Source organism: Nocardiopsis sp. iso_25, assembly GCF_056173305.1.
The window spans coordinates 1932577-1957966 of sequence record NZ_CM149667.1; the positions used below are offsets into that span (position 1 = coordinate 1932577).

Below are 25390 nucleotides of genomic sequence, written 5' to 3' on the forward strand. Positions count from 1 at the left end.
GGACAGGAACATGACCACGACCGACAAGACGGGCGCGCGTCCGCGCAGGTACCTTCTCCTGCTGCTCGTCGCGCTCGCCGCGATCGGCGTCGACTTCCTCACCAAGGAGTGGGTCCTGGCGACCTTCGCCGAGGGCGAGTACCTCGACGTCATCGGCGGCTTCGTCCAGTTCACCCTGGTGTTCAACACGGGCGCCGCCTTCTCCATGGGCACCGACTTCACGTGGGTGTTCACCTGCATCGCCAGCATCGTGGTCCTCGCCATCGGCTACATGGGTCTGCGGGTGCGCAGCGTGTGGTGGGGTGTGACGCTCGGGCTGATGATGGGCGGCGCCGCCGGGAACCTGGTGGACCGCTTCTTCCGGGACCCGGCCCCCTTCCACGGCGCGGTCGTCGACTTCATCAGCGTGGGGACCTTCCCGGTCTTCAACATCGCCGACTCCTGCGTGGTGGTGGGCGCCTGCCTGGTGGTGGCGCTGACCTTCAAGGGACTCAACCTGGACGGCACCTTCATCGAGGACGACCGCGACGCCAAGAAGGACCCGGCCGAGGCCGGGGGCGACGAGAACGCCGGAGGCGCCGGTGAGACCGGTGCCGCCGGAGACGACAGGACCGGAGGGAGGGACCAGTGAGCGACGTCCGAAGCCTGCCCGTGCCCGACGGGCTGGAGGGCGACCGGCTCGACTCGGCCATCGCCCGCATGTTCGGCCTGTCCCGTACCCGCGCCGCCGAGATCATCGGTGAAGGCGGTGTCCTGGTCGACGGCTCCGAGGCGGGCAAGTCCGACCGCGTCAGCGCGGGGGCCTGGCTGGAGGTCACCCTCCCGCCGCCGCCCACCGCCCCCGTGCCGCGCCCCGAGGCCGTGCCGGGCATGCGGATCGTGCACGAGGACACCGACATCATCGTGGTGGACAAGCCGGTCGGCGTGGTCGCCCACCCGACCGTGGGCTGGACCGGCCCCAGCGTCCTGGAGGGCCTTCTGGCCTCGGGGGTGCAGGTGGCCACCAGCGGCGCCGCCGAGCGCCAGGGCATCGTGCACCGGCTGGACGCCAACACCACCGGCCTGATGGTGGTCGCCAAGAGCGAGACCGCCTACAGCGTGCTCAAGCGGGCGTTCAAGGAGCGCACCGTGGACAAGCACTACCACACGCTCGTCCAGGGGCACCCGGACCCGCTCCGGGGCACTGTGGACGCGCCGATCGACCGCCACCCGGCGGGCGACGGCCGCTGGGCCGTGGTCGCGGGCGGGCGCCCGTCGGTGACCCACTACGACACGCAGGAGGCCTTCCGGGCCGCGAGCCTGCTGGAGATCAAGCTGGAGACCGGCCGCACCCACCAGATCCGGGTGCACATGTCGGCCCTGCGCCACCCGTGCGTGGGCGACATGCTCTACGGTGCCGACCCGACCCTGGCCGAGCGGCTGGGCGTGCGCCGCCAGTGGCTGCACGCGGTGCGCCTGGGCTTCGACCACCCCACCGAGCACCGCCCGGTGGAGTTCTCCAGCCCCTACCCGGACGACCTCGCCGCCGCCATCGAAGCGCTGCGCGAGGACTGACCCGCCTCCGGACCGGCCCGCCGGTCCCGGTGCTCCGGCCCGGTCCGTCCACAGGCGCGGATCGGGCCTTGCCGTGCGTGCACGCGGCGAAGGACACTGGAATCGGGGGGAGCCCCACCCCCAGGGGGGTGCGCGGCACCCCCGGTTCCCAGTCTGGCACGGGCCGTAGGCCCCGGCCAGGGCCTCTCCGGAGCTGTGGACGGCGGCCCGGCCCGGGCCGCCGCTCCAGCCCGAGGGGGCTCCGGTCACCTCCTCCGCGAGGGCGGGGTCACGTACCGGGTGCGGATCACGCCCTGGCACAGGGCGGCGCCCAGGATGATGACCACCGCGCCCAGCGGCTGGTTCCAGCTCAGGGTCTCGCCCAGCAGCACGACCCCGGCGGCGATCGCCACCACCGGCGCCACGTAGGTGACCGTGGTCGCCACCGTCGCCCCTGCCTCGCGCACCACCGCGTACTGGAGGATGTAGGCCACGCCGGTGCCGAAGACGCCCAGGGTGCTCACCGCCGCCACCACCTGCCACGTCACGCCCGTGGGCATCTCGGTGAACAGCGGAACCAGGACCACCAGCGGCACCGAGCCCAGCAGCAGTTGCAGGGTGCTCAGTTCCAGGGCGCCGTGGGAGCTGCCCGCCACGAACCGGCGCAGGTAGGGCGTGCCGATCCCGTAGCAGACGGTGGCGCCCACCACGAACAGCATTCCCAGCACGGCGTCGCCGTCGCTGACGGCCACCTCGCCCAGCGATCTCCACACCCCGAAGACGGTGAGCACGCCCAGGAAGCCGATGCCCAGGCCCAGGACCCGGTCGCGGTCGGGCCGCTCGTCGGAGAGCAGCAGCATCGAGAACACCACGCCGAACAGGGGCGTCGAGGCGTTCACGATGCCCATGAGCGCGGACGGGATGAGCTGGGCGGCGAACCCGAACAGCGTGAAGGGGACGGTGTTGAGCAGCAGCGCCGCCACGAACATGTGCCCCCACAGGCGGGGCGAGCGCGGCAGTCGGCCGCCCCGCAGCAGCAGGACGACGAGCAGGGGCAGCGCTCCGGTGGCCATGCGCCCGAGCGTGAGCTGCATGGGGGAGAGCACCTCGGCCCCGATCTTGATGAACAGGAAGCTCATGCCCCAGATCAGGGAGAGCAGGACGAACTTGGCCCGCCAGTCGGAGAGCGCGCGGCGCGGGCTGCCGGGCGGGGCGGACACGGGGGAGACAGCGGAGGCAGCGGACATGGCACGTTTCTATCCCCGAACGATGTGTTAGGTCTACTTCGTATTTCTTAATCCAGCCCTTAGGCTTGCTTACATGCTCAGCGTCGACCGACTCCGGGTCCTGCACACCATCGCGGCCCACGGCTCCCTCAGCGCCGCCGCCGAAGCCCTCCACGTCACCAACTCGGCCGTCTCCCAACAGCTCACCAAGCTCGAACGCGAGGTCGGACAGCCCCTCGTCGAACGCAACGGCCGGGGCGTGCGCCTCACCGACGCCGCCGAACTCCTGGTCGAGCACACCGCCAGGATCCTGTCCATGGTCCAGCGCGCCGAGGCCGACCTGGAGGCGCACCGCGACGACGTCACCGGGCACCTGCGCCTGTCCGCCACCCCCACGGCCGTCCGCGGCCTCCTGCCGCACGCGCTCTCCTCCCTGCGCGAGGCCCACCCCGGCCTGCGCGTGGAGCTGCACGAGGAGGAGCCGCACGAGAGCGTGCCCGCCATGGCCCGGGGGGACGCCGACCTGGCCATGGTCGTCGACTGGATCGGGGCGCCGCTGAACCTGCCCAGCGGCATGAGCCGCGCCCCGCTCATGGAGGACGTGGGCGACATCGCCCTGCCCGCCGACCACCCCCTGGCCCACCGCGAGATCCTCGCCCCCGAGGAGATCCTCGACCTGCCCTGGATCAGCTGGTCACGCGGATCGATCTGCGACGACTGGCTGCACGGCCTGATCCGGGCGCACGGCGGCGAACCCAACGTCATCCACAACGTGGAGGAGCACCAGACCAAGCTGGCGCTCATCGCCGCCGGGATCGGCGCCGCCGTCATGCCCCGCCTGGGATGCGGACCCCTGCCGGAGGGGGTACGGGTCGTGCCCGTGCAGCCCGCGCTGGTGCGCCAGGTGTACGTGTTCTGGCGCACCGACGCCTCCCGCCGTCCGGGCATCCGCGCCACCGTGCGCGCCCTGCGCGAGGCGGCCGCCGCCTACGCCGCCTGAGTGCTCAGCCCCCTTTTCGGAACGGTTCGGGTCCGGTGAAGGGGCACGGGCACCGTGCCGCCCGAGGCGGCCGGTACGGCACCCGTGCATCCGTGCACGCCGGGGGCGGGACGGGACCGTGAGGCTTCGTCCGGGCGCCCCGGAGGCGACCGTTGGCAAGGCCCGGACGGTCCCGGCGGCCCCCAGCCGTGCGGCGGTACCGGCTCAACCGTTCAGCAGGCCCGACAGGGTGGCGGCCGGGCTGATCACCTCCGGGTCCGTCCGCACGTCGACCAGGGTGGGCAGGTCCGCCCCCACCGCCTCCGCCAGCGCCTTCTCCAACTCCTCACGCGTGTGCGCGGTCGCACCCCTGGCACCCAGGGACCGGGCGTACCCGGCCAGGTCCAGCGGCCCGCTGATCCGGGTTCCGGCGATCCGCCCCAGCTCACGGGCCTGGTGCATGGCGATCGTGCCGTACAGCCCGTTCTGGAACACCACCACGGTGATCGGCGCGTCCATCCGCACCGCGGTCTCCAGCTCCTGTCCGGTCATCAGGGCGCCGCCGTCCCCGGCCACCGCCACCACCGTCCGGTCCGGGGCGGCGATCTTGGCCGCCACCGCGGCGGGCACGGCGTAGCCCATGGCACCGCTGGTCGGCGCCAGCTGGGTGCGCGGATGCCGGAACCACCAGCCCCGGTGCAGGAAGGAGGCGAAGTTGCCCGCGTCGTTGGTGATCAGCGCGTCCTCGGGCAGGGCCGCGCGCATCCCCGCGACCACCGCCCACGGGTGCAGCCGGGAACCGGTGCGCCCGGCGGCCTCGGGCGGCACCGTCGCGGTGTCCACCCACACCCGGCGGGCCGAACTCCAGTCGCGGTAGGGCGCCTGGACCGGTGCCCCGGCGAGTTCGCGCAACGCCTCCCCGGCGTCGGCGACCGCGCCGAACCACAGGTCGGTACCGGCCCCGAGCTGCCCCGGATCGACGTCGATCTGCGCGACCCGGACGCGCCCGCCGCGTTCGGGCAGCCGGTACCCCTGGGTGGTGGTCTCGCTCATCCGGCAGCCGACCACCAGGACCGCGTCGGCCTCCGCCAGGGCGTTGAGCACCGGCGGAGAACAGCCCAGCCCTAGGTGGCCCAGGTACAGCGGGTGGTCGTTGGGGAACACGTCCTGGCGCCGCCAGGCGGCGTACACGCCCGTGTTGAAGCGTTCGGCGACCCGGATCAGGTCCTCCCGGGCCGCGCGGGCGCCGCCGCCCGCGACGATCACCGGGCGCACCGCCCTGGCCAGCCAGGTCGCCAGCCGGTCCCGGGCCTCGGTGCCCAGGACCGGGTGCGGGACCACGGGCGGTCCGGGCGGGTCCTGGGGGCCCACGCGCTGGCCGAACAGGTCGCCGGGCACCGCGATGGCGACCGGGCCGGGCCTTCCGGTGGTGGCGACGCGGACCGCCTTCGCGGTGACCTCCGCGAGCCGGTCGGCCCGGTGCACGGTGGTGGACCACTTGGTGATGGGCGCGTAGAACGCGGTGAGGTCCACCTCCTGGAAGGCCTCCCTGCCCAGGTGCCCGGTCTCGGCCTGTCCGAGGAACACGATCATCGGCGTCGAGTCCTGCATGGCGGTGTGCACGCCCACCGCCAGGTTGGACGCTCCCGGCCCCCGGGTGGCCGCGGCCACGGCGGGGACGCCGGTGAGCTTGGCCTCGGCTTCGGCCATGAACCCGGCGCCGTTCTCGTGCCGGGTGGAGACCAGCCGCATGCGCGGGTGCTGGTCGATCGCGTCGGCGAGCTCCAGGAAGCTCTCACCGGGGACGGTGTAGCACCGTCTGATCCCGGCCGCGGCCAGCACCCCCACCACCGCGTGCGCGGCGGTGTCGGTGGGCGGGCTGGGGCGTTGTGCTGCGCCTGTGGCCATGGGGGCGGGGTCCTTCCATCGTCGCAAGGTCCACTCGGCGCGTCCGGGCGGGTCCAGACCGGGTCTGGCACGTCCGGGCGCGTGCGGTCGGTGGTGACCGGCCGCTGCCGCTTCGAGCCTCGTGGGCTCCGTGGCGTTCCGGGTGCTGCCACCCGGAGGCCGCCGTCCCGGGTCGCCGCTGTCCGGCGCCCGAGTAGGGTCTTGGGCTTCCTTCCCAGGGGGCGGGGGACTTGCACTCCCCGCCCGCCGTGTACGGGGGCGGTCGTGGTGGGGCGACCGGTCGGCACCCGCGCCGGGGCTGCCCCGGCGCCGCACGGGCGAACGGGGAAGGCCCCGTCATCGGCTGGTACGCCGTCCGACGTCCCGTCACCTCCTCACCTCCAGGAAACCGCAGCGCGGCGGCCTCCGGTAGGGGATGTGGATAACTTCCCCGGGCCGTTCAGCCGACGCCGAGCGCCCACGGGGGCCGGACCCGTCCCGCGCCCGAGGCTGCTCCGGCGCCCAGCCGACGTTGTCGGGGAGAGGGAGCGTCCCCTGGCGGAGGCCGCCCGGGCCGCTCAGCCGACGCCCAGGGCGCGCAGGCCCGCCGTGGTGGCCGCGGCGGCGACGATCACGACGAGGAAGGGCGCGCGCAGGGCCAGGGCCAGGACGGCGGCGCCCAGGCCGCCCATCCGCGCCGTGTCCCAGGCCAGGGCCTGGCCCTCGCCGCGCAGCGCCTCCACCGCGATCAGCGCGGCGAGCAGGGCGAGCGGTACGGCGGTGGCGAACCGTCGCAGCCACGGGTTGTCCAGGAGCCGCCGGGGGGCGGCCAGGCCCGCGTACTTGAGCAGGTAGCAGCCCGCGGCGGTGGCGACGAGCACGGTCCACAGGGTCATGACCGGGCCTCCCCGCGCTCCGCCTCGGACCGCCGGTCGCCTTCCTCGCCGGGCGCGGCCGGACCGCTCTCCCCGGCAGCGGGACCGATCAGCGCCACGAGCGCGGCCGAGGCGGCCAGCAGCACCGGGACGCCCGAGGGCAGGAACGGGGTGGCCGCCAGGGCCAGGCCCGCGCCCAGGCCCGCGATCAGCCACGTGCGGGCGCCACCCTCCCGCAGCCTGGGCCACAGCAGCCCCAGGAAGACCGCCGGACCCACCGCGTCGAGCCCGAACGCGCTGATGTCGCCCACGCGCTCGGTGGCCAGCGCCCCGGCCAGGGTCGCCACGACCCAGGAGCCGCCCAGCACGGCGTAGGTCGTCACGAACGCCGTGCGCGCCGACGCGCGGTCCGGCTGGGCCAGGGTCACGGCGGTGGTCTCGTCGATCACCCCGTGCGCGGCCAGCGCCCGCCGCGCGCCCCGCCAGCCCAGCACGTCCGCCAGACGCAGCCCGTACAGGGTGTTGCGGGCGCCCAGGAGCAGCGCGCCCGCCGCACCGGCGACCAGGCTGCCGCCACCGGCGATCACCCCCACCAGGGCGAACTGGGAGGCTCCGGTGAACATGAACAGGCTCATGAAGACGGACTGCGCCGGGGACAGCCCGGCTGCCACGGCGGCGGTGCCGAACGCCAGACCGGCGGCGCCCACGGCGACGCCGATCCCCACGCTGTCGCGCACCGCGGGTGTACGGAGGACGGAGAAGGATTTCACGCGCCCCACGCTAGGAAGGCCGGTCCCGCGGTGTCTTGAACGTTCTTGCCGGGCCGCCCGATTGCCCGCCATCCGCTCCCGGTGGCGGCGAAAGGCCCCGGCCACCAGGGCGGAAGGAGGACGACGGGGCGACCGGAACCGGTCCCGCGGGGACAGCCCGGATGCCGCGGCCCCCGACCCCACGGACGCCCCGGCGCCGATCCGCCAGCGGCTCAGGTGGACAGCAGGGCGCGCTGGTAGGCCACCGGAGGCACCCCCAGGTGGCGCTTGAAGTGTCGGGTCAGGTGCGGCTGGTCGGCGAACCCCACCTCCACCGCGACCTCGCCCGCCCGGCGGCCCGAGGCCAGCAGCGCCCGGGCCCGGTCCACCCGCAACTGGTTGAGGTAGGCGTGCGGCGGCAGACCGTGGACGGCGCGGAAGGCCCGCGACAGCGCGAACGGGCCGATGCCCAGTCCGGCCGCCAGCTCCTCCAGCGTCGGCGGGTCCACCAGTCGCCCGGCCAGGATCCGTCGTGCCCGCTCCACCTCGGGGCGGGCCGCGTGCCCGGCCGGTCCGGCTGCCCGTTCGCGGCCGTGCGAGCGCAGCAGCATCCCCAGGCCCTGCCTGGCCAGGGAGGAGGCGGTGAGACGGTCGCCGTTCTCGGCGGCCACGTGCGCGGTGGCCAGCACCCGGGCGGCCTCGGGAGCGTGGATGCCGGACTCGGTGAACGCCGGGGTCCCGCGCATGCCCAGTTCACGGGCGATGTCGGCCACCACCTCGGGCAGGGGGTAGAACACGCGGTAGCTCCAGCCCTCGGGGATCCCGGCGTGGCCGGTGTGCACCTCCCCGGGGCCGACCACCGCCAACCCGCCCGGCCCCACACGGGCACGCCCCCGCTCGTGCGTGTACTCCTCGATGCCGCCGGTGATCACCCCGATCGTGTAGGTGGGGTGGGTGTGGCGGGTGAAGGCCGTGGTGACGAAGCGGGCGGTGAGCAATTCGGTCTCGGGCAGCCCGGAGAAGCGCCAGTAGCGCGCCCGCTCCGCGCGCGGGTCCTCGATCCGGGGGTGAACGTCGCCGGGCATGCCCATCGCTCCAGGTTAGGCAGTGCGCTGCGCGGGCGCCGCCACGGACCTCGCGCGGGCGGGGCCGGGAACGCCGCCACGGGCCAGGGCCTCGGCCCAGACACCGGGGGGACCGCCTGGATTTCCGCGGCGGGAACGAAACGGGCGCTGACGCCTGAGACGGAGCGGGCGGTGCGACAGCACGGGCACCGGTGACTATCGGACACCGGCTGGCGCCGCCCGCAGGTCCGCGCCAGCCGGGGAACGGCACCCACGATGCGTGTTTCGCCCCGTCATGGGACTAATCTGCCTGCATGACTACGACCGAGATCCGCCTGGCGCGGGATGAGCGTGACCGCGCCGCAGTGTTCGTCATCCGGGGAGCCGTGTTCGTCGCCGAGCAGCAGGTGCCCGTGGAGGAGGAGTGGGACGCGCGCGACGCCACCGCCGACCACCTCCTCGCCCTGGACGGCGGTATCCCCGTGGGCACGGTCCGCCTCGTGGACCTGGGCGGAGGCGTGGGCCTCCTCGGCCGTCTGGCCGTCCTGCCCAAGGGGCGCGGCACCGGGACCGGCGCCGCGCTCGTGCGCGCGGTGGAGGAGCGGGCCCGCGAGCGCGGTCTGTCGAAGGTGGAGCTGCACGCACAGACCCACGCGCTGGGCTTCTACGCGCGGCTGGGCTACGCGGCCTACGGCGAGGAGTTCCTGGACGCGGGGATTCCGCACCTGCACATGGTGCGTGAACTGGACTGACGCCGCCGCGCGTGCCGTCCGTCTCCGCGCCGTGTGACAGGGAGCGCACCGCCCGGCCCCGCCCCACCGGAATGCGACCGAGTAGGATTCGGTTTGACGGTGGTGCCCCCAGCCGCCCGTGCACACCCCGATCCGACGAGGAACACATGACGGTCAACACGCAGCCGGTAGCCGACCGCCCCGACCCCCGCGCCTTCGGCCTCCCGGTGGTCGACCAGGCCCAGATCCCCGCCGAGCTGCGCTCCCTCGTGGCCCGCGTCCACGACCTCGTCGACGCCGTCGCCAACACCGAGGTCGACACCGACACCCTGGCCGAGGCCGCGGCGACCGTCGAGGGCATCACCGGCAGGCTCAACGTCGCCCGCCGCCAGATCGGCACCATGGTCCAGCGCGACCTCCAGAGCGGAGACGTCGAGTACGGCACCATCACCAACATCGTCTCGGGCGACACCAACCCCGCCGCCCCGCCGCTCCTGCTGGAGCGCACCCCCGAGGGCCTGCGCGGCGAGGTCACCCTCAACACCGTCTACCAGGGCCCGCCCGGGCTCGTGCACGGCGGCTGGATCGCGGCCCTGCTCGACCAGGCCGTCGGCAGCGTCTCCGCCGTCGAGACCACCCCGGGGCTCACCGCCAAGCTGGAGGTGAACTACCGGCAGCCCACGCCGCTGTTCACCCCGCTGGAGGTCACCGCGGAGGTGGACCGGGTGGAGGGCCGCAAGGTCTTCGTCTCCGGGCGGATCCGCGCCCACGGCGAGGTCACCGCGGAGGCCACCGCCCTCATGGTCCAGGTCAGGATTCCCGAGACCGGGGTCCAGCAGAGCTGAGCCGCCAGCCGGACCACCCGGCCCGAGGCACCGTGGGGCGGCCCGCGCCGACAGGCGGGGCCGTCCCACGCGCGTACGCGGCAGCGCCGCACCGACCACTGCGGCGGGCCGCCCCACGCGCGTGCGCGACGGAGGGGCGCGCCCCCGCACGCGGGGTGACGCGACCCCCGCAGGGGGCGGACCGTCGCGTCCTCACCGGCGGATTCGGTAGTATCTCCCCCATGACCCGCCGCTATCACGTGTTTAGCCAGCCGACGACCTCGTCGGCCGCTCTCACGTAGGCGGAACCAGGGGTCGTCGGCAACGGAGCACCAGGGCAGCAGCCCGGTGCTCCTCCTCGTTTTCAGGCGGCCGACGCCCCACGACACGCTCTCCACGCACCGCGCGCATCCCGCGGGGGCGTCCGGCCGCACCGCGACCGCGCCCGGCCCGTCGCCGGGACCGCCCCACCCGAGGGAGAACCACCGTGTCCGAGCACCGCACCACCCCGCCCGCCGCCCAGGAGCAGATCCGCCGGTTGCGCGGACGCATCGACCAGATGGACGCCGAACTGGCCTCGCTCCTCGAACGCCGCGCCCTCGTCGCCGCCCAGGTGCAGCGGCTCAAGCCGGTCGGCTACTTCGCCGGGCGCGACATGCGGCGTGAGCGCGAACTGGTCGAGCGCATGGCCGAGCACGCCCCGCGCCTGGGCCCCGACCGGCTCGCCGCCATCATGGACAGCGTCATCAGCGCCGGGCTGGCCGCCGCGCAGGAGGAGGCCGTCCGCGCCAGGTGACCGCGTCCCGGCCACGGGCGGGCACGGTCAGTGGCGGAGCACGTCCACCCACACCATCCGGTGGTCGGAACTGGGGAAGGGGTAGTCGCCGGTCAGCCGGAACAGCGGGTCGTCCACGGTCGGCCAGAACACCCCGGACGAGCGGGTCGGCACGGTCCGCGAGGGCAGCACGTAGTCCACGCGCAGGTTGCCCGGGCCGGGCTCGTCCGCGAAGTCGGCGCTGTCCAGCACCGGGTCGCCCCCGTGCCCGTCGTTGGCCCCGCCCTGGCGCTGGGCCGCGCCCCTGCCGCCCTGGCTGGAGGGGCGCACGTCGTTGATCCCGGGGTGCTCCAGGAGCTGGGTGATGGCGTTCGGGTGGCCGTCGCCGTCGTTGGGGTCCGCGTTGAGGTCCCCGGCGATCACGAACGGGGCGCCCACCGGCAGGCCGCCGCGCCGCCCCTGGTCGTCGTAGACGTAGGAGGCTGCGCGCGGGGTCACGTAGTCGGCCCAGAAGCGGATCTCGTCGTGGTTGCGGGCCACGTTGCGCTTCTCCGGGCCGTCGAAGGACGGCGGGGTCGGGTGGCTGGCCAGCAGGTGGACCGGGCGGCCCCGGCCCGTGTCGATCGGCAGGTCCCAGTGGCTCTTGGAGGACAGCCGCAGCACCTCCAGGGCCTCGGGGGAGTAGTAGGACTCGCCCGTCCCGGGGTCGGTGGGCAAGAGCGCGCCGGGCATGTCCGCCCACCGGAAGGTCTGGAACGTGCGCACGTCCTCGGTGACGATCGGGTACATCGAGTACACGACCATCCCGTACTGGCCGGGGAACAGCCCGTACCCGAAGGAGTCCTCGGCGTAGGCGGGGCTGCCGGGCTCGGTCACCGCCTCGCCGTCGCCGTTGAGGTCCGCACCCGAGGCCACGCCGGTGTTGACGGGCGCCGAGTAGACGTAGGGGTACTCGACGGCGTCGGCGCCGTTCTGGCCCACGGACAGGTAGTTGTCCTGGAACCGGCGGGGCCCGTTCCCCTCCTCGTCGTAGTCGAACTCGTTGACCAGGAGGACGTCGGGGCGCACGTGCTGGATGATCTCGGCGACGTTGCGCGCCTGCTCGCTGTCGGGGGTGGCCAGCTCCTCGGCGAGCACCCCCTGGCCCGGGCGCTCCAGCGCGGTGTTGAAGGTGGCGAAGCGCACCTCGTGCGATCCGGGCGGCTGGGGCACCGACGGCGACGCCCCGGCGGAGGCGGGGGCCGCCACCAGGGCGGACGCGGCCAGGACGAGGGTGGCGGTGGAGGCCACCGGTCTGGCCAGCGGGCGTGAACGCGGCTTCATGAGGGCATCCTCTCAGCGGGGGAGCGGGGTGCGAAAGACCGGGGACTCCGGCGGCCGCGGCTTCCGGCGGCCGGGGTCGCGACGGTGTGGGTTCGGGCGGCCGCGGGTGCCGACAACCCGTGGTCCCGGCGGTCGGGAGTCCCGTTGAACCGGCCCAGCCGAACCGGGCACGACCGGGACGACGACATCCCGGCCGCGGGAGGCTAACAGCCGGGGGTGAAGCGCAGGTGACCCCGGGTTGTCCCCAGGGTTCGAAACCCCGTAGCGGCGACGACCGCCCTCCTGCTTCCCTGGTTCCATGGCCCACAACGAACCCAACCTGCCCTTCCGCTGGGACGTCGCGGGCGGTGACCAGCTCGGTTCCCTGACCGAAGGACACGACCACGAGCCCCTCTACGTCGAGGAGCTGACCGAGTGCGCGGCCAGGGTGCTCGCCCGCAGCGCGGACGGGGACCTGTACTTCGTGGGCCGCTCCCCGGACAGCCTCTTCGACCTGCTCAGCGGTGTGCTCTCCGACACCCCCTACCGGGAGCGGCTCAGACGGCTGCCCCTGTCGCTCTACGGGTACGAAGGCCGGGGGCTCACCCCCGCCGAACGCGCCCAGCTGCGCACCAACCTCACCGCCTCGGGCATCACGCCGCGGAGCCTGGCCGCGCGTGGGCGCCCCCTGGTCTTCGTGGACCTGGTCCTGCACGGGTCCACCTTCGGCAACCTGCACGAGAACCTGCGCGACTGGATCGAGGACGAGAGGGCCGCCTGGAACGTCATCCGGCGCAGGGTCCGCTACCTGGGCGTCACCCTGCGGGAGAAGACCAGCCCCAACACCTGGCGCTGGCAGCAGAACGCCGACTGGACCCACGAGCTGCCAGCCAGCGCGGTGCGCAACATCTCCGTGCCCGGCTGGCTGTGGAAACACCTGGGCAACGACCAGCCCAAGACCACCGCGTCCTTCCGCCGCACCCTCTGGGCGGATCCCTCCGTCACCGAGCCCCGACACGACAAGGAGGCGCTGTGCGCCCTGTCCACGGCGGTGCACCTGGTCGAACGGGGACGCACCCGTGAGGTCCGTGAGCACGTCCACCGGGTGCTGACCGGGGAGCCCGCCTTCCGGGAGCCCTGGCTGCGCGACCTGGCCCGCGCGATCCGCTGAGCCCGCTGTGTCCGCTGATCCGGTCCCGGCGGACTCGCGTCCTGCCGCGCGCACAGGGTTCACGAGGTCGTCTGCCTCCAAGGGCCGCGTGGGACCTGTGGAACCGTCTGTCTCCTCAGGTCGGCCCGAGGCCCGCCGAGCCGCTGTTCCCGTGCGGCGCCGACCTGGGCTTGAATCGTTTTGCCCTTGGCTGCTCCGTCCTCGCCTTCGCCTGACACGTGGCGGTCGGACATCCCATGTCAACTGGGACTCAGGTCCTCCGATCGGATGTAAATCGGTTTAGAAAGAGCCGTTGTCGCGCCGCTACTCCCCGTGTTACATTCGCGGTGTTTTCGGGAGCGCTCCCATCACATCGACGCATCCGGGCCGCCGCGACACGTCGGTACCGGATGCGGTGAGGAGTTGCCTTCCCATGCCCCCCATCCCCCCTGCCGCCCGTCAACGCACACGGCGCGGCGCCTGCCTCGCGACCGCCCTCGCCACGGGCGCGGCGCTCGCCGCCGTGGCGACCGGCCCCGCCTCCGCCGCCGCCGGCTGCGAGGTCGACTACACGATCCAGAACCAGTGGAACAACGGGTTCACCGCCGCCGTGTCCGTCACCAACCTCGGTGATCCCCTCGACGGCTGGACCCTGGAGTGGGACTTCACCGCGGGCGAGCGCGTCACCAGCGGCTGGAACGGCGAGTTCTCCGGCTCCGGGGACCGCGTCAGCGTGGCCGACACCGGGTGGAACGCCGCCGTCGCCACCGGGGCCTCGGTCGGCTTCGGCTTCAACGGCTCCCACGGCGGCACCCCCGAGATCCCCGAGTCCTTCACGCTCAACGGCACCGTCTGTACCGGCGACACCGGGGAACCGCCCGGTGAGGAGCCGCCCGACGACGAGGACCCGCCCACCACCGGCGAGGGGCGCCAGGTCGAGGAACTGGGCCGCGGCCTGGTGAGCGTGCACGGCCCGCAGGGCAACCTGGTGAGCTGGCGGCTGCTGACCACCGACTCCGAGGGCGTCGCCTTCAACGTCTACCGGGGCTCCACACGCCTCAACTCCCAACCCCTCACCGGGGCCACCTCCTACCTGGACGGCGGGGCCTCCGCCGACGCCGACTACACGGTCCGCCCCGTGGTCGACGGGCAGGAGGCGGAGGCGTCGGGGACCTCACTGGCGCTGCGCGACGGCTACCTGGACGTGCCCCTGGACGTCCCGTCCGGCGGCAGCGGCTACACCTACGACGCCAACGACGCCAGCGTGGGCGACCTCGACGGCGACGGCGAGTACGAGATCGTCCTGAAGTGGGAGCCCACCAACGCCAAGGACAACTCCCAGTCGGGTCGCACCGGCCCCGTGCTGCTCGACGCCTACGAACTCAGCGGCGAGCGGCTCTGGCGGATCGACCTGGGGCGCAACATCCGCGCCGGTGCGCACTACACCCAGTTCCAGGTCTACGACTTCGACGGCGACGGTCGGGCCGAGGTGGCCGTGAAGACGGCGGACGGCACCGTGGACGGCACCGGCGGGGTCATCGGCGACGCCGGGGCCGACCACCGCAACGGCGACGGCTACGTCCTGAGCGGGCCGGAGTTCCTCACCATGTTCGACGGCCGCAGCGGGGCCGAACTGGACTCGGTGGACTACGTGCCCGGACGCGGCGACGTCTGCGACTGGGGCGACTGCTACGGCAACCGGGTGGACCGGTTCCTGGCGGGCGTCGCCTACCTGGACGGCCAGCGGCCCAGCCTGGTCATGGCGCGCGGCTACTACACGCGCTCGGTGATCGCGGCCTGGGACTGGCGCGACGGGCGCTTCACCCGGCGCTGGACCTTCGACAGCGACGAGGCCGGGCCGCGGTGGGCCGGTCAGGGCAACCACCAGTTGAGCATCGCCGACGCCGACGGTGACGGCCGCGACGAGGTCATGTACGGGTCGATGGCCGTGGACGACGACGGAGGCGGGATGTGGGCCACCGGTCACGGACACGGGGACGCCATGCACGTGGGCGACCTGCTGCCCGACCGCTCCGGCCTGGAGGTCTTCACCATCACCGAGCGCACGGGGGGCGCGGCGGGAGCCTACGTGGCCGACGCCGACACCGGAGACGTGGTCTGGCGCAGGCCGACCGCCAGCGGTGAGGAGGGGCCCGGCCGGGGCGTGGCCGCGGACGTGTGGCCGGGCAACCCGGGCGCGGAGTTCTGGGTCACGGGCGGCGGCATCAGCGGCATGTACGACGCCGAGGGGAACCGTCTGGGCGTTCGCGCCCCCTCGTCCGCGAACTTCGTGGCCTGGTGGGACGGCGACCCGCTGCGTGAACTGCTGGACGGCACCCGTATCGACGAGTACGGCACCGGTGGCGACACCCGGCTGCTGACCGGCTCCGGGGTGGCCTCCAACAACGGCACCAAGTCCACACCGGCGCTGAGCGGGGACATCCTCGGTGACTGGCGTGAGGAGGTCGTCTGGCGAACCGAGGACAACCGGGCGCTGCGGATCTACTCCACGCCGCTGCCCACCGAGTTGCGGATGCCGACTCTGATGCACGACACCCAGTACCGGGTGGCCGTCGCCTGGCAGAACACCGCCTACAACCAGCCGCCGCACCCGAGCTTCTTCATCGGGGACGGCATGGAGCCCGCTCCCTGGCCGGAGGTGTACACGCCCTGATTCCCGGGCGGGGCGGTACGTGGGCGGTCGTGCGGGTGCGCCCGTGCGGCTGCTCCGCGCCCGGCGGAGTCCCCTCGGTAAAGGTGGCTGTCGGATAGGGGACCGGTCGGACAAGGAGCCAGCCGGAGAAGGGGCCGTCAGAGAAGGAGTCCGTCCGACAAGGGAGTCGTCAGGGAACCAGCCGTCAGAGGACGGGCCCTCCTACCGGATGTGTCTTCTTCCGGAGGAGGGCCCGTGGTCCTCCGCGTGGTGGCCGTGGGTCTCACAGGTACCTGCGGGGGAGGTCGCCCGCCTGGAGTTCGGCGAAGGTCACCATCCGCATGCCGGGGCGGGTGAGGACGGCCCCGCCGCGGGCGAAGAAGACGGTTCCCCCGGCCTTGCGCAGGTTGAGCAGGCCGACGGCCGAGCAGAGGATCTGCCGGGGCGTCACCCTCTCCACCCCCGGCGTGGTGGCGAGGGACGCGGCCACCTCGGGGGAGACCTCAGCGAGGAAGCGGGGAGTTCGTGCGCGCTCACGAGGTCTTCTCACCGGCCTCCGCGATCTCCAGAACGCTGAGGAGACGGCGGGCCATGTCCTGTTCCCGGCCGATCGGAAGGCCCTGCTCGTACTCCCAGGCGTCCTGCGTGCGGAAGGGCTCCCACATCCAGAACCAGTGCCACTGGCCCGAGTCCGCCCGCATCAGGCGCACCGACTGTTCCTGAGAACCCCGCTTCACCACCAGCACCATTCCCGGCCGGGGGAGCGGCTTGAGGTTCAGTTTGTCCAGTTCCAGGGCGAGCCTCTTGGCCGCCTCTCTGGTCTCTGATTCGACCTTGTTGTTTTCCGCCATGTCTCTTTCCTCCTGGTTCATTGCTGGAAATCCCTAAGCCCCTGCTGGAGGGCTGTGAGGAGTTCGATTACCAGCATCAGGCGAAGAGAGAGCCGAACCTAGAGTTTTTGGAGAGGTGAGAGAATCTGAGAGAAGCGGTCCAGCGCGCTCGACCCCTGGTTGCGAGAGGTGGAAAAATGGTAAAGAGGCAGGTCAAGCCACACGCGAAAGAGTGGGGGGCCGAGTTGAGGCGCTTCCGCTCGGTGTCGGGAAAGACCCAAAAATCCCTTTCTGTGTACCTGACCTGCTCTGACTCCCTCATCTCGGGATTCGAGAAGGGTACGTATTGGCCGAGTAGGGATATGGCTGCCCAGTTGGATGCACTGGTAGGAGCTGGTGGCGAGTTGGTGCAACTCTGGGAGCGATTGAGCAACAAGCAGGCGTATCCGGAGTGGTTGAGTGAACGAGTCAAGGCTGAGCCCAGAGCTGCGCTGATTCGGGAGTTCGAGACGGTGGTCATCCCCGGCCTGTTTCAGACAGAGTCCTACGCACACACTTTGATCAGGGCAAACAACCCTCTGGAGTCGGATGAGAAAATCACGGAGCTAGTAGAGGGGCGTATGGGAAGGCAGTTGCTCTGGAAGTCACCGCGTCCACCGCGAATGGTTCTCATCCTCAACGAGGCTGCGTTGACTGCGTGCATTGGTGGCGTTGAGGTCATGGTGTCTCAACTTGACCGTTTGGTGGGGATGATAGAGACGAACATGGTACGGCTCCACATCATCCCCGCCGACACAGAACAGCCGCCAAGTACCTCGTCTTTCTCCCTGCTTACGTTCGAAGACAGGCATGACACGTTGTACGTGGAGGACGCCGTCTCGGGCTCTATGGTCACTGATCAGAAGGTGGTTCGACGGTTCGATAGGCTCTTTGGAGACCTGCAAGGCGCCGCTCTGTCTGCTGAGAAGTCGCTGAAGCGACTGTATGAGATCCGAAGGGAGTCCCAAGATGGGGCTTGAGGAGAGCTGGAAGAAGTCCACCTTCAGCCATGGCAACGGTGGAAACTGTGTTGAAGCTCAGAGGACTGGAACGGGCGCGGCCGTCCGTGATACCCAGAACCGGCACCTCGGCCGTCTGGAAGCCGACCACTGTGAGTGGATCGCCCTCCTGGAAGCGGTCAAGGGATGACGAAGCCGAAGCTCTCGACTGAGTGGAAGAAGCCCGCCTACAGCGGTGGTAACGGCGGTGACTGCGTAGAGGCGAAGCGGACCTCTGCGGGCGCGGCCGTGCGTGACACCCAGAACCGGCACCTCGGCCATCTGGAAGCCGACAGCACCGAGTGGACCGCCCTCCTGGAAGCCGTGAAGGGCTCCGCCCCCTGAAGCCCTGACCCCTGCCCCTGGCCCCTTCGAAGCATTCCTGAAGCACCCCCGAGACGCACCGAGCCCCCTCCCCGGGACACCCGGGAAGGGGGCTCGCGCAGGCTCACAGGCTCACAGCGCCACAGGACTACATGGCCACCCGGCTCTTACAGGGTCGGCAGGTATCTGTGCAGCTCGTACGGCGTCACCTGGCGGCGGTAGTCGTGCCACTCCGCCTTCTTGTTGCGCAGGAAGAAGTCGAAGACGTGCTCGCCCAGCGTCTCGGCGACCAGCTCGCTGTTCTCCATGATTCGCAGCGCCTCGTCCAGGCTCTGCGGCAGCGGCCGGATGCCCAGCGCCCGGCGCTCGGAGTCGGTCAGCGCCCAGACGTCGTCCTCCGCGCCCGGAGGAAGCTCGTAGCCCTCCTCGATGCCCTTCAGACCAGCCGCCAGGATCACCGCGTAGGCCAGGTACGGGTTGCAGGCCGTGTCCAGCGAGCGGATCTCGATCCGGCTGGAGTTGGACTTGCCCGGCTTGTACATCGGCACTCTCACCAGCGCCGAGCGGTTGTTGTGGCCCCAGCAGATGTAGGCCGGTGCCTCGCCGCCCATGCCCGCCGAGGCGGCGGGGTCGTCCCACAGGCGCTTGTAGGAGTTCACCCACTGGTTCGTGACGGCCGTGATCTCGTCGGCGTGCCGCAGCAGCCCCGCGATGAACCCGCGCCCGACCTTGGACAGCTGGAAGTCCGCCCCCGGCTCGTAGAAGGCGTTGCGGTCGCCCTCGAACAGCGACAGGTGCGTGTGCATGCCCGAACCCGGGTACTGCGTGAACGGCTTGGGCATGAAGGTGGCGTACACGCCCTGCTCCATCGCCACCTCCTTCATCACGAGCCGGAAGGTCATGATGTTGTCGGCGGTGGTCAGCGCGTCGGCGTAGCGAAGGTCGATCTCCTGCTGCCCCGGCCCGCCCTCGTGGTGGCTGAACTCCACGGAGATGCCCATGGCCTCCAGCATGTTGATGGCGTTGCGCCGGAAGTCGTGCGCGCTGTTGTGCGGCGTGTGGTCGAAGTAGCCGCCGGAGTCGTTGGGCTCGGGCAGCTCGCCCAGTTCGGGCATCTTCTTGAGCAGGTAGAACTCGATCTCGGGGTGCGTGTAGAACGTGAACCCCAGGTCGGAGGCCTTGCCCAGTGTGCGCTTGAGCACGTGGCGCGGGTCGGCCGACGACGGCGAACCGTCGGGCATGAGGATGTCGCAGTACATGCGCGCCGTGCCGTGCGGCTCGTTGCGCCAGGGCAGCACCTGGAAGGTGGAGGGGTCGGGCTGGGCCAGCATGTCGGCCTCGTAGACGCGCGCGAACCCCTCGATGGCCGAGCCGTCGAAACCGATGCCCTCGGAGAAGGCTGCCTCCAGTTCGGCGGGGGCGACCGCCACGGACTTGAGGTACCCGAGCACGTCGGTGAACCACAGCCTCACGAACCGGATGTCGCGCTCCTCCAACGTGCGGAGCACGAATTCCTGCTGTCGATTCACGATCAACCTTCCTCGATGCGGTCGGTGTCCGGGCCCTCCCGGCGTACAGCGGGGCCGGTTCGGACACGGTCTCCCAGGTCCAGTGTGCCGTGCGGATATTTCCGGGGTATTTCCGCACACGCCGAACAGCCTGCCCGGTCCGTCACCCGCACACGCATTATGGCCCGTGACCGGGCGTTTCCGGCCATCCGCCCGCCGTCGGCGGCCGGACCCGCGTGGAACCCGCGCCGAACCCGCGGCAGCCCCCGGAGTGCGCGCCACCGCTTCCCGGCCGTCCGCGCCCGGTGCCGTGCCGTGTGCCCGGGCCCGCCGCGACCGCGCCCCGGAAACATCCTGCGGCTAGGCTCGGGCCCGTGGCACAGCTCAGAATCGCACTGGCCCAGGTCAACCCCACCACGGGCGACCTGGACGGCAACCTGTCCCTCGTCGTCGACTCCGCGCGCAGGGCCGCCGAGGAGGGCGCCCACCTGGTCGTCCTCCCTGAGATGGTCGTCACCGGCTACCCGGTCGAGGACCTGGCGCTGCGCAACTCCTTCGTGTCGGCCTCGATCAAGGCCACCCGCGCCCTGGCCGCCGACCTCGCCCGGGAGGGCCTGGGCGAACTCCCCGTCGTGGTGGGATACCTCTCCCGCCGCGAGGGCCCGGGCGCACGCTACGGCCAGCCCGCCGGGGCACCGCAGAACTCCGTCGCCGTCCTGCACCGCGGCGGCGTCGTCCTCTCCTCGGCCAAGCACCACCTGCCCAACTACGGCGTGTTCGACGAGTTCCGCAACTTCGTCCCCGGCGACACCCTCTCCGTGGTCCGCGTCCGCGGCGTGGACGTCGCCCTGGCCGTCTGCGAGGACCTGTGGCAGGAGGGCGGCCCCGTCACCGCGGCCCGCGCCGCCGGGGTCGGCCTCCTGGTCTCCCTCAACGGTTCCCCCTACGAGCGCCACAAGGACGACGTGCGCCTGGAGCTGTGCCAGCGCCGCGCCCGCGAGGTCGGCGCCGCCCTGGCCTACGTCAACATGGTCGGCGGCCAGGACGAGCTGGTCTTCGAGGGCGACTCGCTGATCGTGGACTCCGAGGGGGAGCTGGTGGCCCGCGCGCCCCAGTTCGCCGAGACCCTCCTGGTCGCCGACCTGGACCTGCCCGAGGCCGGACCGGCGCCGGACGGCCCGGGCGCGCGGGTGGACGGCCTGCGCGTCATGCGCCACACCGTCTCGGCGGACCCGGTCGCCCCCTACCCGCCGCGGGCGGCCACCGTCACCCCGCGGCCCGACCCGCTCTCCGACACGGGCGAGGTCTACCGCGCACTGGTCACCGGCCTGCGCGACTACACCGTCAAGAACGGCTTCGGTTCGGTCCTGGTCGGCGTCTCGGGCGGCATCGACTCCGCACTGGTGGCCACCATCGCGGTGGACGCCCTGGGCGCGGACCGGGTCCACGGCGTGCTCATGCCCAGCGCCCACTCCAGCGACCACTCGATCGGCGACGCCGAGGAGCTGGCGCGCCGCCAGGGCTTCGCCGCCCGCACCATCGCCATCGCCCCGGCCGTGGAGGCGTTCACCCGGTCCACGGGGGAGGCGGGCGTGCCGCTCACCGGCCTGGCCGCCGAGAACCTCCAGGCCCGCGTGCGCGGCACTCTCCTGATGGCGCTGTCCAACGAGGAGGGCCACCTGGTCCTGGCCACCGGCAACAAGAGCGAGGCGGCCACCGGCTACTCCACGCTCTACGGCGACTCCGTTGGCGGGTTCGCGCCCATCAAGGACTGCTGGAAGACCCTGGTCTGGGAGCTGGCCCGCTGGCGCAACGAGGAGGCCGACCGGCTGGGGCAGACCCCGCCGATCCCGGAGAACTCCATCTCCAAGCCGCCCAGCGCCGAACTGCGCCCCGACCAGCTCGACACCGACTCCCTGCCCGACTACACACAGCTCGACGCAGTCCTGGACGCCTACGTCGGCACGGACAAGGGGGAGGCCGAACTGGTCTTCGCCGGGTACGACCCCGAGCTGGTGCGCCGGGTCATCCGCATGGTGGACCGCGCCGAGTACAAGCGCCGCCAGTCCGCGCCGGGCACCAAGATCAGCTCGCGCAACCTCAGCCGGGACCGCCGCGTGCCCATCACCAACCGCTGGACGGTCTGAACCGGGTTCCGTCCGCCTCCTCCGGCGCGCCCGTGCCCGCACCGGTCGCCGGAACACGGCACGTCCCGCGGCGCGGAGCCGGTGGAGGCGGTGCGCCTGCCTCCACCGGCTCCGCGCCTCCCCCCGGTCCCCGTCGCGGTCCGGGCGGGCCCGGGGCCCGGTCCTAGGCCAGGCCCAGCTCCCGCAGCCGCGCTCCGGCCGCGGCCCGGTTGGGCACGTCGAGCTTGGCCAGGATGTTGGACACGTGCACGCTCGCGGTCTTGGGCGTGATGAACAGCCGCTCGGCGATCTGGGCGTTGGTGCTGCCCACGACCAGCATCCGCGCCACCTCCGTCTCGCGCGCCGTCAGCCCGGCGGGGACGGCGGGCGGGGCCGCGTCCTCCTCCAGGCCGCAGCCCATCCTGCGGGCCAGGTCCGCGGCGGCGTCGGCCAGCGGCACCGCTCCGCACTCCCGGGCGGTCGCGTGCGCCTGCCGCACCCACGCCACGGCCTGTTCCCGCAGCCCGACCGCCACGGCCGCCTCGGCGGCCCGCAGCCGGGCCCGCGCCAGGTGCAGCCGCATCGGCGTGGCCTCCCAGGCCGCCACCGAATCGCGCCACCGCTCCAGCAGCGCGTCCGGCCCCGCGCCGTCCACCTCGGCGAGGTGGGCCCCGACGGACACCCGGTAGGCGTGCTGCGCCGTCCCGTGGGCGGGCATCGGCGCCACCAGCGCGGCCACCAGGTCCCGCACCCGGCGCGCCCGCTGCGCCGTCCCCTCCGGGCGGCCCGGCGCCGCGCCCAGCCGAGCGGCCCCGGCCATCACCTCCGCCATCGGCCACGTGTACCCGTGCGCGGACTCCAGGGCCAGCCGCTCCAGCGTCCGCTCGGCCAGGACGAGCGCGTCGTCCACGTCCCCCGCGACCAGGTCCGCCTCCAGCAGCGCCAGCAGGGACAGCTGCACGATGTTCATACGGTGCGAGGCCAGCGCGTCCTCCCGCCCCGACACCCTCATGGTCCGGCGCGCCGCCTCCGGGTCCCCCTGCGCCGCCGCCGTGCGGGCCAGCACCGCGTCGACGTAGAAGCGGTGCTTGCTGGAGGGGTGGGTGCGCAGGACCGTTTCGAGGATGCCGCGGGCCTTGGCCAGGTCTCCCAACTCGAAGTGGATCTCCGCGCGGTTCTGGTGGTTGAACGTCTTGTGGACGGCCGCCCACCCCATCGCCTCGTGCCGGGCCAGGGACTCCTCCAGGACCGTCAGACCCTCCTCGTGGTGTCCCAGCTCACGCAGGAAGTGGCCCAGGTTGCCCGCCCCGCGCGCCTCCAGACCGGGGTCGCGCGCCTCGGCGGCGTAGCGGATGGCGGCCTCGATGAGGGGGCGTCCCCCCTCTAGGTCGCCCGCGTCCATGTGCAGGCCGCCCAGGGTGATGCGGGCGTCGGCGGCCGCGCACATGCCGCTCTGCCCGGCGGGGTCGGCGAGGGCGATGGCCTCCTCCGCCAGCGCGCGTGCCGACCTTCCGGACCTCTCCAGCTCACGCAGCCGCTCCTGCTCCGGCGTGTGGCGCCGGTCGGCGCGGTGCACCATGCTCTCCCGGGCCAGGATGGACAGCAGCAGGCCGTACCCCGGCATGTGCGGCGGGTGCAGTTCCAGGGCCGCGACCAGGTCGGTGATCCCGCTGCCGCAGGAGTCCGCGGCACGTGCCAGACCGCGGCGGCGCAGCAGCCCCGCCCGCACGGTCAGCGTGTGGTCGTCGCCCCCGTCCTCGGGGAGGGCGGCCAGGGCCTCGTCGGCCAGTTCGAGGGCGCGCCTGGCGCGGCCCGCCTCCACGGCGGCCCCCGCCGCGAGGCTGGCCACCTCGGCCCAGGTCCTGCCCTGGACCCGCTCCCGTGCGTCGGGGACGCGGTCCCACAGGGCCAGCACCCGCTCCAGCATGTCCAGTTCCTCGCCGTAGGCCAGGGTGTCGCCCGCGCGCACCGCCGCCCACCAGGCGGCCTGGAGTGCGCTGGGCAGCTCCTGTGCGGCGTTGTAGTGGTGGGCCTGCTCGGCGGCCCTGCGGTCGTAGGGGACGGAGTCGGGGTACTCGTCGATGAGCTGGGCGAAGCGCATGTGCAGCCGGGCGTGGGCGCCGGGCAGCAGGTCGCCGTGCACGGCGTCGCGCAGCAGGGCGTGCCGGAAGCGGTACCCGGTCCGGTCGGCGCGCAGGGTGTTGGCGTCGACCAGGGTGTGCAGCGCGGTCTCCAGTTCGCGTTCGGGTAGCCCGGCCGCGTGGTGGAGCATCTCGTGCTCGATGCTGCCCGAGACCGCGCCGACCGAGGCCACGCGCAGCACCGCCAGGGCGGTGTCGTCGAAGCGGTGCAGCGGCTCCAGCAGCAGGTCGCGGAACTGGTCGGGCACGTCGTGGCCGCCGACGGAGGGGTCGCCGACCGCCGAGGCCAGCGACTCCACGAACAGCGGGACGCCCTCGGTGCGCCGGTACAGCTGGTCCAGTTCGTGGCCGGTGAGGTCGGCTCCCCGTATCGCGGCGGCCTGGGCGCCGGCCTCCTCGCGGCTGAGCGGCGCCAGCTCCAGCGGCTCGACCCCGGGCGCGCGCCGCAGTTCGGGCAGCAGGCGGCGCAGCGGGTGGGCGCGGTGCAGGTCGTCGCTGCGGTAGGTGGCCACGAGCTGCACGCCCGGCAGGTCGAGGTTGCGGACGAGGAAGACGAGCAGGTCGCGGGTGGCGCCGTCGGCCCAGTGCAGGTCCTCCAGCACCACGGTGACGCCGCCGTCCTCGGCGGCCTGGGTGAACAGGCGCAGGACCTGCTCGAAGAGGATCCCCCGGTTCTCCGGGCGAAGGACGGGCACCTCGCCCAGTTCGGGCAGGAGCCGGGCGAACTCGCCGGTGCCCCCGGGCGCCGCGGCCTCGAACGCCGCGCGTCCGCGCTCGCGCAGGAGTTGGCGCAGCACGGCGGTGAAGGGGGCGTAGGACAGTCCGTCCACGCCGAGCTGGAGACAGCCGCCGACGAAGACCGTCCCCCGGGGCAGGGCCGAGACGAACTCGCCGACCAGGCGGCTCTTGCCCACGCCCGCGTCACCGCTGACCAGCACCGTTCCGGACGCCTCGGTGTGGGAGCGCCCGGCGTGGTCCCGGAGGAGGCGGAGTTCGCGCTCACGGCCCACGAAAACGGTACGACTGTCGGCAAGAACGGGCATAGCGCCCATTATGCCTGTCATGTGCGGCCTTCTCAGGGGGTTTTCGCCCGCCATCGCCTGCCCGCCGCCCACCTGTCCGCCACCCGCCTGCCGCCCACCTGCCCGCCTGTCCGCCACCCGCCTGCCGCCCACCTGCCCGCCTGTCCGCCACCCGCCCGCCGCCTGCCTGCTCGCCCGCCCGCCGCCGCATGGCGCGCGGACGAGTCGGGCCCGGTTCCGCCTTCGGGTTCCGGCCCCGACCGCGGCGCCGGTCCGGTTCCGACCACCGCGTCCCGCCGGGGTACGGGGCCCGGCCCGGGGAGCGCGTCCTCGGCTCCGGTCGGTTCAGCCCGAGTCCTCGGGTGCGCTCGCCGGGCAGCCGGAGCCGGTCGCGGCGGCCGACGGGCAGCGGACCGGTCCGGGAGGGGAGGGGGTGTGTCCGACACCGCGCGGTTCCCTTGTCCCCTCCCGCGCGCCCTCACGCGGCCCGGCCGTAGGAGCGCCGCCGGCGCTGGCGCTCACGGCGTTCCTCCCTGCGCCGCGCGCGCTCCCCGGCGCGTGCCCGCAGGGCCGCCCGCACGTTCTCCGCCTCGCGGACGCGCCGCTCGGTCATCTCCCGGGCGTTGGCGTTGAGCAGTTCGCTGTGGAACACGG

General features: G+C 72.8%; 23 protein-coding genes. 12 read left to right on the forward strand and 11 right to left on the reverse strand.

The genetic code is table 11. The features are described from left to right. Window positions 1-10: 10 nt before the first annotated feature. Together lspA and AC0VX6_RS08425 are read left to right on the forward strand one after the other, a co-directional pair. Window positions 11-631, forward strand: coding sequence for a signal peptidase II (gene lspA, locus AC0VX6_RS08420; RefSeq protein WP_274976927.1), 621 nt, complete (start codon window positions 11-13; stop codon window positions 629-631). Further along, the gene (locus AC0VX6_RS08425; RefSeq protein WP_274976928.1) at window positions 628-1554 is read left to right on the forward strand and encodes an RluA family pseudouridine synthase; all 927 of its coding nucleotides are present in this window, start codon (window positions 628-630) and stop codon (window positions 1552-1554) included. Before lspA ends, AC0VX6_RS08425 begins: the two co-directional genes overlap by 4 nt. Before the next feature lie 245 nt (window positions 1555-1799). On the opposite strand, the gene AC0VX6_RS08430 is transcribed toward AC0VX6_RS08425, so the two are convergent. Continuing rightward, complete coding sequence (locus tag AC0VX6_RS08430) at window positions 1800-2780, reverse strand: DMT family transporter (protein WP_465819629.1); 981 nt, start codon at window positions 2778-2780, stop codon at window positions 1800-1802. 73 nt (window positions 2781-2853) lie between these two features. Between AC0VX6_RS08430 and AC0VX6_RS08435 the strand changes: the two genes are divergently transcribed. After that, window positions 2854-3759: a LysR family transcriptional regulator gene (locus tag AC0VX6_RS08435; protein WP_013151965.1), complete on the forward strand. Its 906-nt coding sequence runs from the start codon at window positions 2854-2856 to the stop codon at window positions 3757-3759. A gap of 204 nt (window positions 3760-3963) precedes the next feature. Here AC0VX6_RS08435 and AC0VX6_RS08440 read toward each other — a convergent pair whose 3' ends face one another. From AC0VX6_RS08440 to AC0VX6_RS08455, 4 genes are all read right to left on the reverse strand, one after another. After that, the gene (locus tag AC0VX6_RS08440) at window positions 3964-5646 is read right to left on the reverse strand and encodes a thiamine pyrophosphate-dependent enzyme (protein ID WP_274976930.1); all 1683 of its coding nucleotides are present in this window, start codon (window positions 5644-5646) and stop codon (window positions 3964-3966) included. Between the two features lie 557 nt (window positions 5647-6203). Then, on the reverse strand, window positions 6204-6521 hold the full coding sequence (locus AC0VX6_RS08445; protein ID WP_475468010.1) for an AzlD domain-containing protein: 318 nt from the start codon (window positions 6519-6521) through the stop codon (window positions 6204-6206). Next, on the reverse strand, window positions 6518-7270 hold the full coding sequence (locus tag AC0VX6_RS08450) for an AzlC family ABC transporter permease (RefSeq protein ID WP_475468011.1): 753 nt from the start codon (window positions 7268-7270) through the stop codon (window positions 6518-6520). The genes AC0VX6_RS08445 and AC0VX6_RS08450 overlap by 4 nt, the downstream gene beginning before the upstream one ends. A 212-nt stretch (window positions 7271-7482) precedes the next feature. Beyond that, window positions 7483-8334 (reverse strand): helix-turn-helix transcriptional regulator, encoded by an 852-nt coding sequence (locus AC0VX6_RS08455; RefSeq protein WP_372491836.1) that lies wholly within the window; start codon window positions 8332-8334, stop codon window positions 7483-7485. Window positions 8335-8627: 293 nt separating this feature from the next. On the opposite strand from AC0VX6_RS08455, the gene AC0VX6_RS08460 reads away from it, so the two are divergent. The 3 genes from AC0VX6_RS08460 to AC0VX6_RS08470 all read left to right on the forward strand — a co-directional run bounded on the left by AC0VX6_RS08460 (window position 8628) and on the right by AC0VX6_RS08470 (window position 10664). Then, on the forward strand, window positions 8628-9065 hold the full coding sequence (locus tag AC0VX6_RS08460) for a GNAT family N-acetyltransferase (protein WP_274976932.1): 438 nt from the start codon (window positions 8628-8630) through the stop codon (window positions 9063-9065). A 146-nt stretch (window positions 9066-9211) separates the two neighbouring features. Continuing rightward, a complete protein-coding gene (locus tag AC0VX6_RS08465; RefSeq protein ID WP_274976933.1) occupies window positions 9212-9889 on the forward strand; it encodes a PaaI family thioesterase in 678 nt (225 codons plus the stop codon). Between the two features lie 466 nt (window positions 9890-10355). Beyond that, window positions 10356-10664, forward strand: coding sequence for a chorismate mutase (locus AC0VX6_RS08470; RefSeq protein WP_274976934.1), 309 nt, complete (start codon window positions 10356-10358; stop codon window positions 10662-10664). A gap of 27 nt (window positions 10665-10691) precedes the next feature. On the opposite strand, the gene AC0VX6_RS08475 is transcribed toward AC0VX6_RS08470, so the two are convergent. Further along, complete coding sequence (locus AC0VX6_RS08475) at window positions 10692-11966, reverse strand: endonuclease/exonuclease/phosphatase family protein (RefSeq protein ID WP_475468013.1); 1275 nt, start codon at window positions 11964-11966, stop codon at window positions 10692-10694. A 298-nt stretch (window positions 11967-12264) separates the two neighbouring features. Between AC0VX6_RS08475 and AC0VX6_RS08480 the strand changes: the two genes are divergently transcribed. Then, window positions 12265-13116, forward strand: coding sequence for a hypothetical protein (locus tag AC0VX6_RS08480; RefSeq protein WP_475468015.1), 852 nt, complete (start codon window positions 12265-12267; stop codon window positions 13114-13116). A 412-nt stretch (window positions 13117-13528) separates the two neighbouring features. Further along, window positions 13529-15769 (forward strand): rhamnogalacturonan lyase family protein, encoded by a 2241-nt coding sequence (locus tag AC0VX6_RS08485; RefSeq protein WP_475468016.1) that lies wholly within the window; start codon window positions 13529-13531, stop codon window positions 15767-15769. A 262-nt stretch (window positions 15770-16031) separates the two neighbouring features. Here the strand turns inward: AC0VX6_RS08485 and AC0VX6_RS08490 are convergent, their stop codons facing one another. Together AC0VX6_RS08490 and AC0VX6_RS08495 are read right to left on the reverse strand one after the other, a co-directional pair. Then, entirely contained in the window at window positions 16032-16298 is a 267-nt protein-coding gene (locus AC0VX6_RS08490; RefSeq protein WP_475468017.1) for a hypothetical protein, read from the reverse strand. Further along, window positions 16282-16599, reverse strand: coding sequence for a hypothetical protein (locus AC0VX6_RS08495; RefSeq protein WP_475468019.1), 318 nt, complete (start codon window positions 16597-16599; stop codon window positions 16282-16284). Before AC0VX6_RS08495 ends, AC0VX6_RS08490 begins: the two co-directional genes overlap by 17 nt. Window positions 16600-16775: 176 nt before the next feature. Between AC0VX6_RS08495 and AC0VX6_RS08500 the strand changes: the two genes are divergently transcribed. Genes AC0VX6_RS08500 through AC0VX6_RS08510 form a run of 3 tightly spaced genes read left to right on the forward strand, consistent with a single transcriptional unit; the run spans window position 16776 to window position 17960 of the window. Continuing rightward, window positions 16776-17597, forward strand: a complete 822-nt coding sequence (locus AC0VX6_RS08500; RefSeq protein ID WP_248774210.1) for a helix-turn-helix domain-containing protein — start codon at window positions 16776-16778, stop codon at window positions 17595-17597. Next, a complete protein-coding gene (locus AC0VX6_RS08505) occupies window positions 17587-17766 on the forward strand; it encodes a DUF397 domain-containing protein (protein ID WP_475468021.1) in 180 nt (59 codons plus the stop codon). Before AC0VX6_RS08500 ends, AC0VX6_RS08505 begins: the two co-directional genes overlap by 11 nt. Continuing rightward, window positions 17763-17960, forward strand: coding sequence for a DUF397 domain-containing protein (locus AC0VX6_RS08510; RefSeq protein ID WP_475468022.1), 198 nt, complete (start codon window positions 17763-17765; stop codon window positions 17958-17960). Before AC0VX6_RS08505 ends, AC0VX6_RS08510 begins: the two co-directional genes overlap by 4 nt. A 146-nt stretch (window positions 17961-18106) precedes the next feature. Here the strand turns inward: AC0VX6_RS08510 and AC0VX6_RS08515 are convergent, their stop codons facing one another. Further along, on the reverse strand, window positions 18107-19468 hold the full coding sequence (locus AC0VX6_RS08515; protein WP_013151975.1) for a glutamine synthetase family protein: 1362 nt from the start codon (window positions 19466-19468) through the stop codon (window positions 18107-18109). 353 nt (window positions 19469-19821) lie between these two features. On the opposite strand from AC0VX6_RS08515, the gene AC0VX6_RS08520 reads away from it, so the two are divergent. Further along, window positions 19822-21594 (forward strand): NAD+ synthase, encoded by a 1773-nt coding sequence (locus AC0VX6_RS08520; protein ID WP_475468023.1) that lies wholly within the window; start codon window positions 19822-19824, stop codon window positions 21592-21594. 163 nt (window positions 21595-21757) lie between these two features. On the opposite strand, the gene AC0VX6_RS08525 is transcribed toward AC0VX6_RS08520, so the two are convergent. Together AC0VX6_RS08525 and AC0VX6_RS08530 are read right to left on the reverse strand one after the other, a co-directional pair. Then, on the reverse strand, window positions 21758-24757 hold the full coding sequence (locus AC0VX6_RS08525; protein WP_475468024.1) for a helix-turn-helix transcriptional regulator: 3000 nt from the start codon (window positions 24755-24757) through the stop codon (window positions 21758-21760). A gap of 457 nt (window positions 24758-25214) precedes the next feature. Then, window positions 25215-25388: a hypothetical protein gene (locus AC0VX6_RS08530; protein WP_475468025.1), complete on the reverse strand. Its 174-nt coding sequence runs from the start codon at window positions 25386-25388 to the stop codon at window positions 25215-25217. Window positions 25389-25390 lie beyond the last annotated feature (2 nt).

Excerpts from the sequence above, each read along its gene's own strand:
- AC0VX6_RS08505 (WP_475468021.1), top strand. The coding sequence starts at position 17,587 with ATGGGGCTTGAGGAGAGCTGGAAGAAGTCCACCTTCAGCCATGGCAAC.
- AC0VX6_RS08500 (WP_248774210.1), top strand. The coding sequence starts at position 16,776 with ATGGTAAAGAGGCAGGTCAAGCCACACGCGAAAGAGTGGGGGGCCGAG.
- AC0VX6_RS08440 (WP_274976930.1), bottom strand. The coding sequence starts at position 5,646 with ATGGCCACAGGCGCAGCACAACGCCCCAGCCCGCCCACCGACACCGCC.
- AC0VX6_RS08465 (WP_274976933.1), top strand. The coding sequence starts at position 9,212 with ATGACGGTCAACACGCAGCCGGTAGCCGACCGCCCCGACCCCCGCGCC.
- AC0VX6_RS08495 (WP_475468019.1), bottom strand. The coding sequence starts at position 16,599 with ATGGCGGAAAACAACAAGGTCGAATCAGAGACCAGAGAGGCGGCCAAG.
- AC0VX6_RS08480 (WP_475468015.1), top strand. The coding sequence starts at position 12,265 with ATGGCCCACAACGAACCCAACCTGCCCTTCCGCTGGGACGTCGCGGGC.
- AC0VX6_RS08430 (WP_465819629.1), bottom strand. The coding sequence starts at position 2,780 with ATGTCCGCTGCCTCCGCTGTCTCCCCCGTGTCCGCCCCGCCCGGCAGC.
- AC0VX6_RS08455 (WP_372491836.1), bottom strand. The coding sequence starts at position 8,334 with ATGCCCGGCGACGTTCACCCCCGGATCGAGGACCCGCGCGCGGAGCGG.
- AC0VX6_RS08435 (WP_013151965.1), top strand. The coding sequence starts at position 2,854 with ATGCTCAGCGTCGACCGACTCCGGGTCCTGCACACCATCGCGGCCCAC.
- AC0VX6_RS08525 (WP_475468024.1), bottom strand. The coding sequence starts at position 24,757 with ATGCCCGTTCTTGCCGACAGTCGTACCGTTTTCGTGGGCCGTGAGCGC.
- AC0VX6_RS08510 (WP_475468022.1), top strand. The coding sequence starts at position 17,763 with ATGACGAAGCCGAAGCTCTCGACTGAGTGGAAGAAGCCCGCCTACAGC.
- AC0VX6_RS08445 (WP_475468010.1), bottom strand. The coding sequence starts at position 6,521 with ATGACCCTGTGGACCGTGCTCGTCGCCACCGCCGCGGGCTGCTACCTG.
- AC0VX6_RS08485 (WP_475468016.1), top strand. The coding sequence starts at position 13,529 with ATGCCCCCCATCCCCCCTGCCGCCCGTCAACGCACACGGCGCGGCGCC.
- AC0VX6_RS08460 (WP_274976932.1), top strand. The coding sequence starts at position 8,628 with ATGACTACGACCGAGATCCGCCTGGCGCGGGATGAGCGTGACCGCGCC.
- AC0VX6_RS08475 (WP_475468013.1), bottom strand. The coding sequence starts at position 11,966 with ATGAAGCCGCGTTCACGCCCGCTGGCCAGACCGGTGGCCTCCACCGCC.
- lspA (WP_274976927.1), top strand. The coding sequence starts at position 11 with ATGACCACGACCGACAAGACGGGCGCGCGTCCGCGCAGGTACCTTCTC.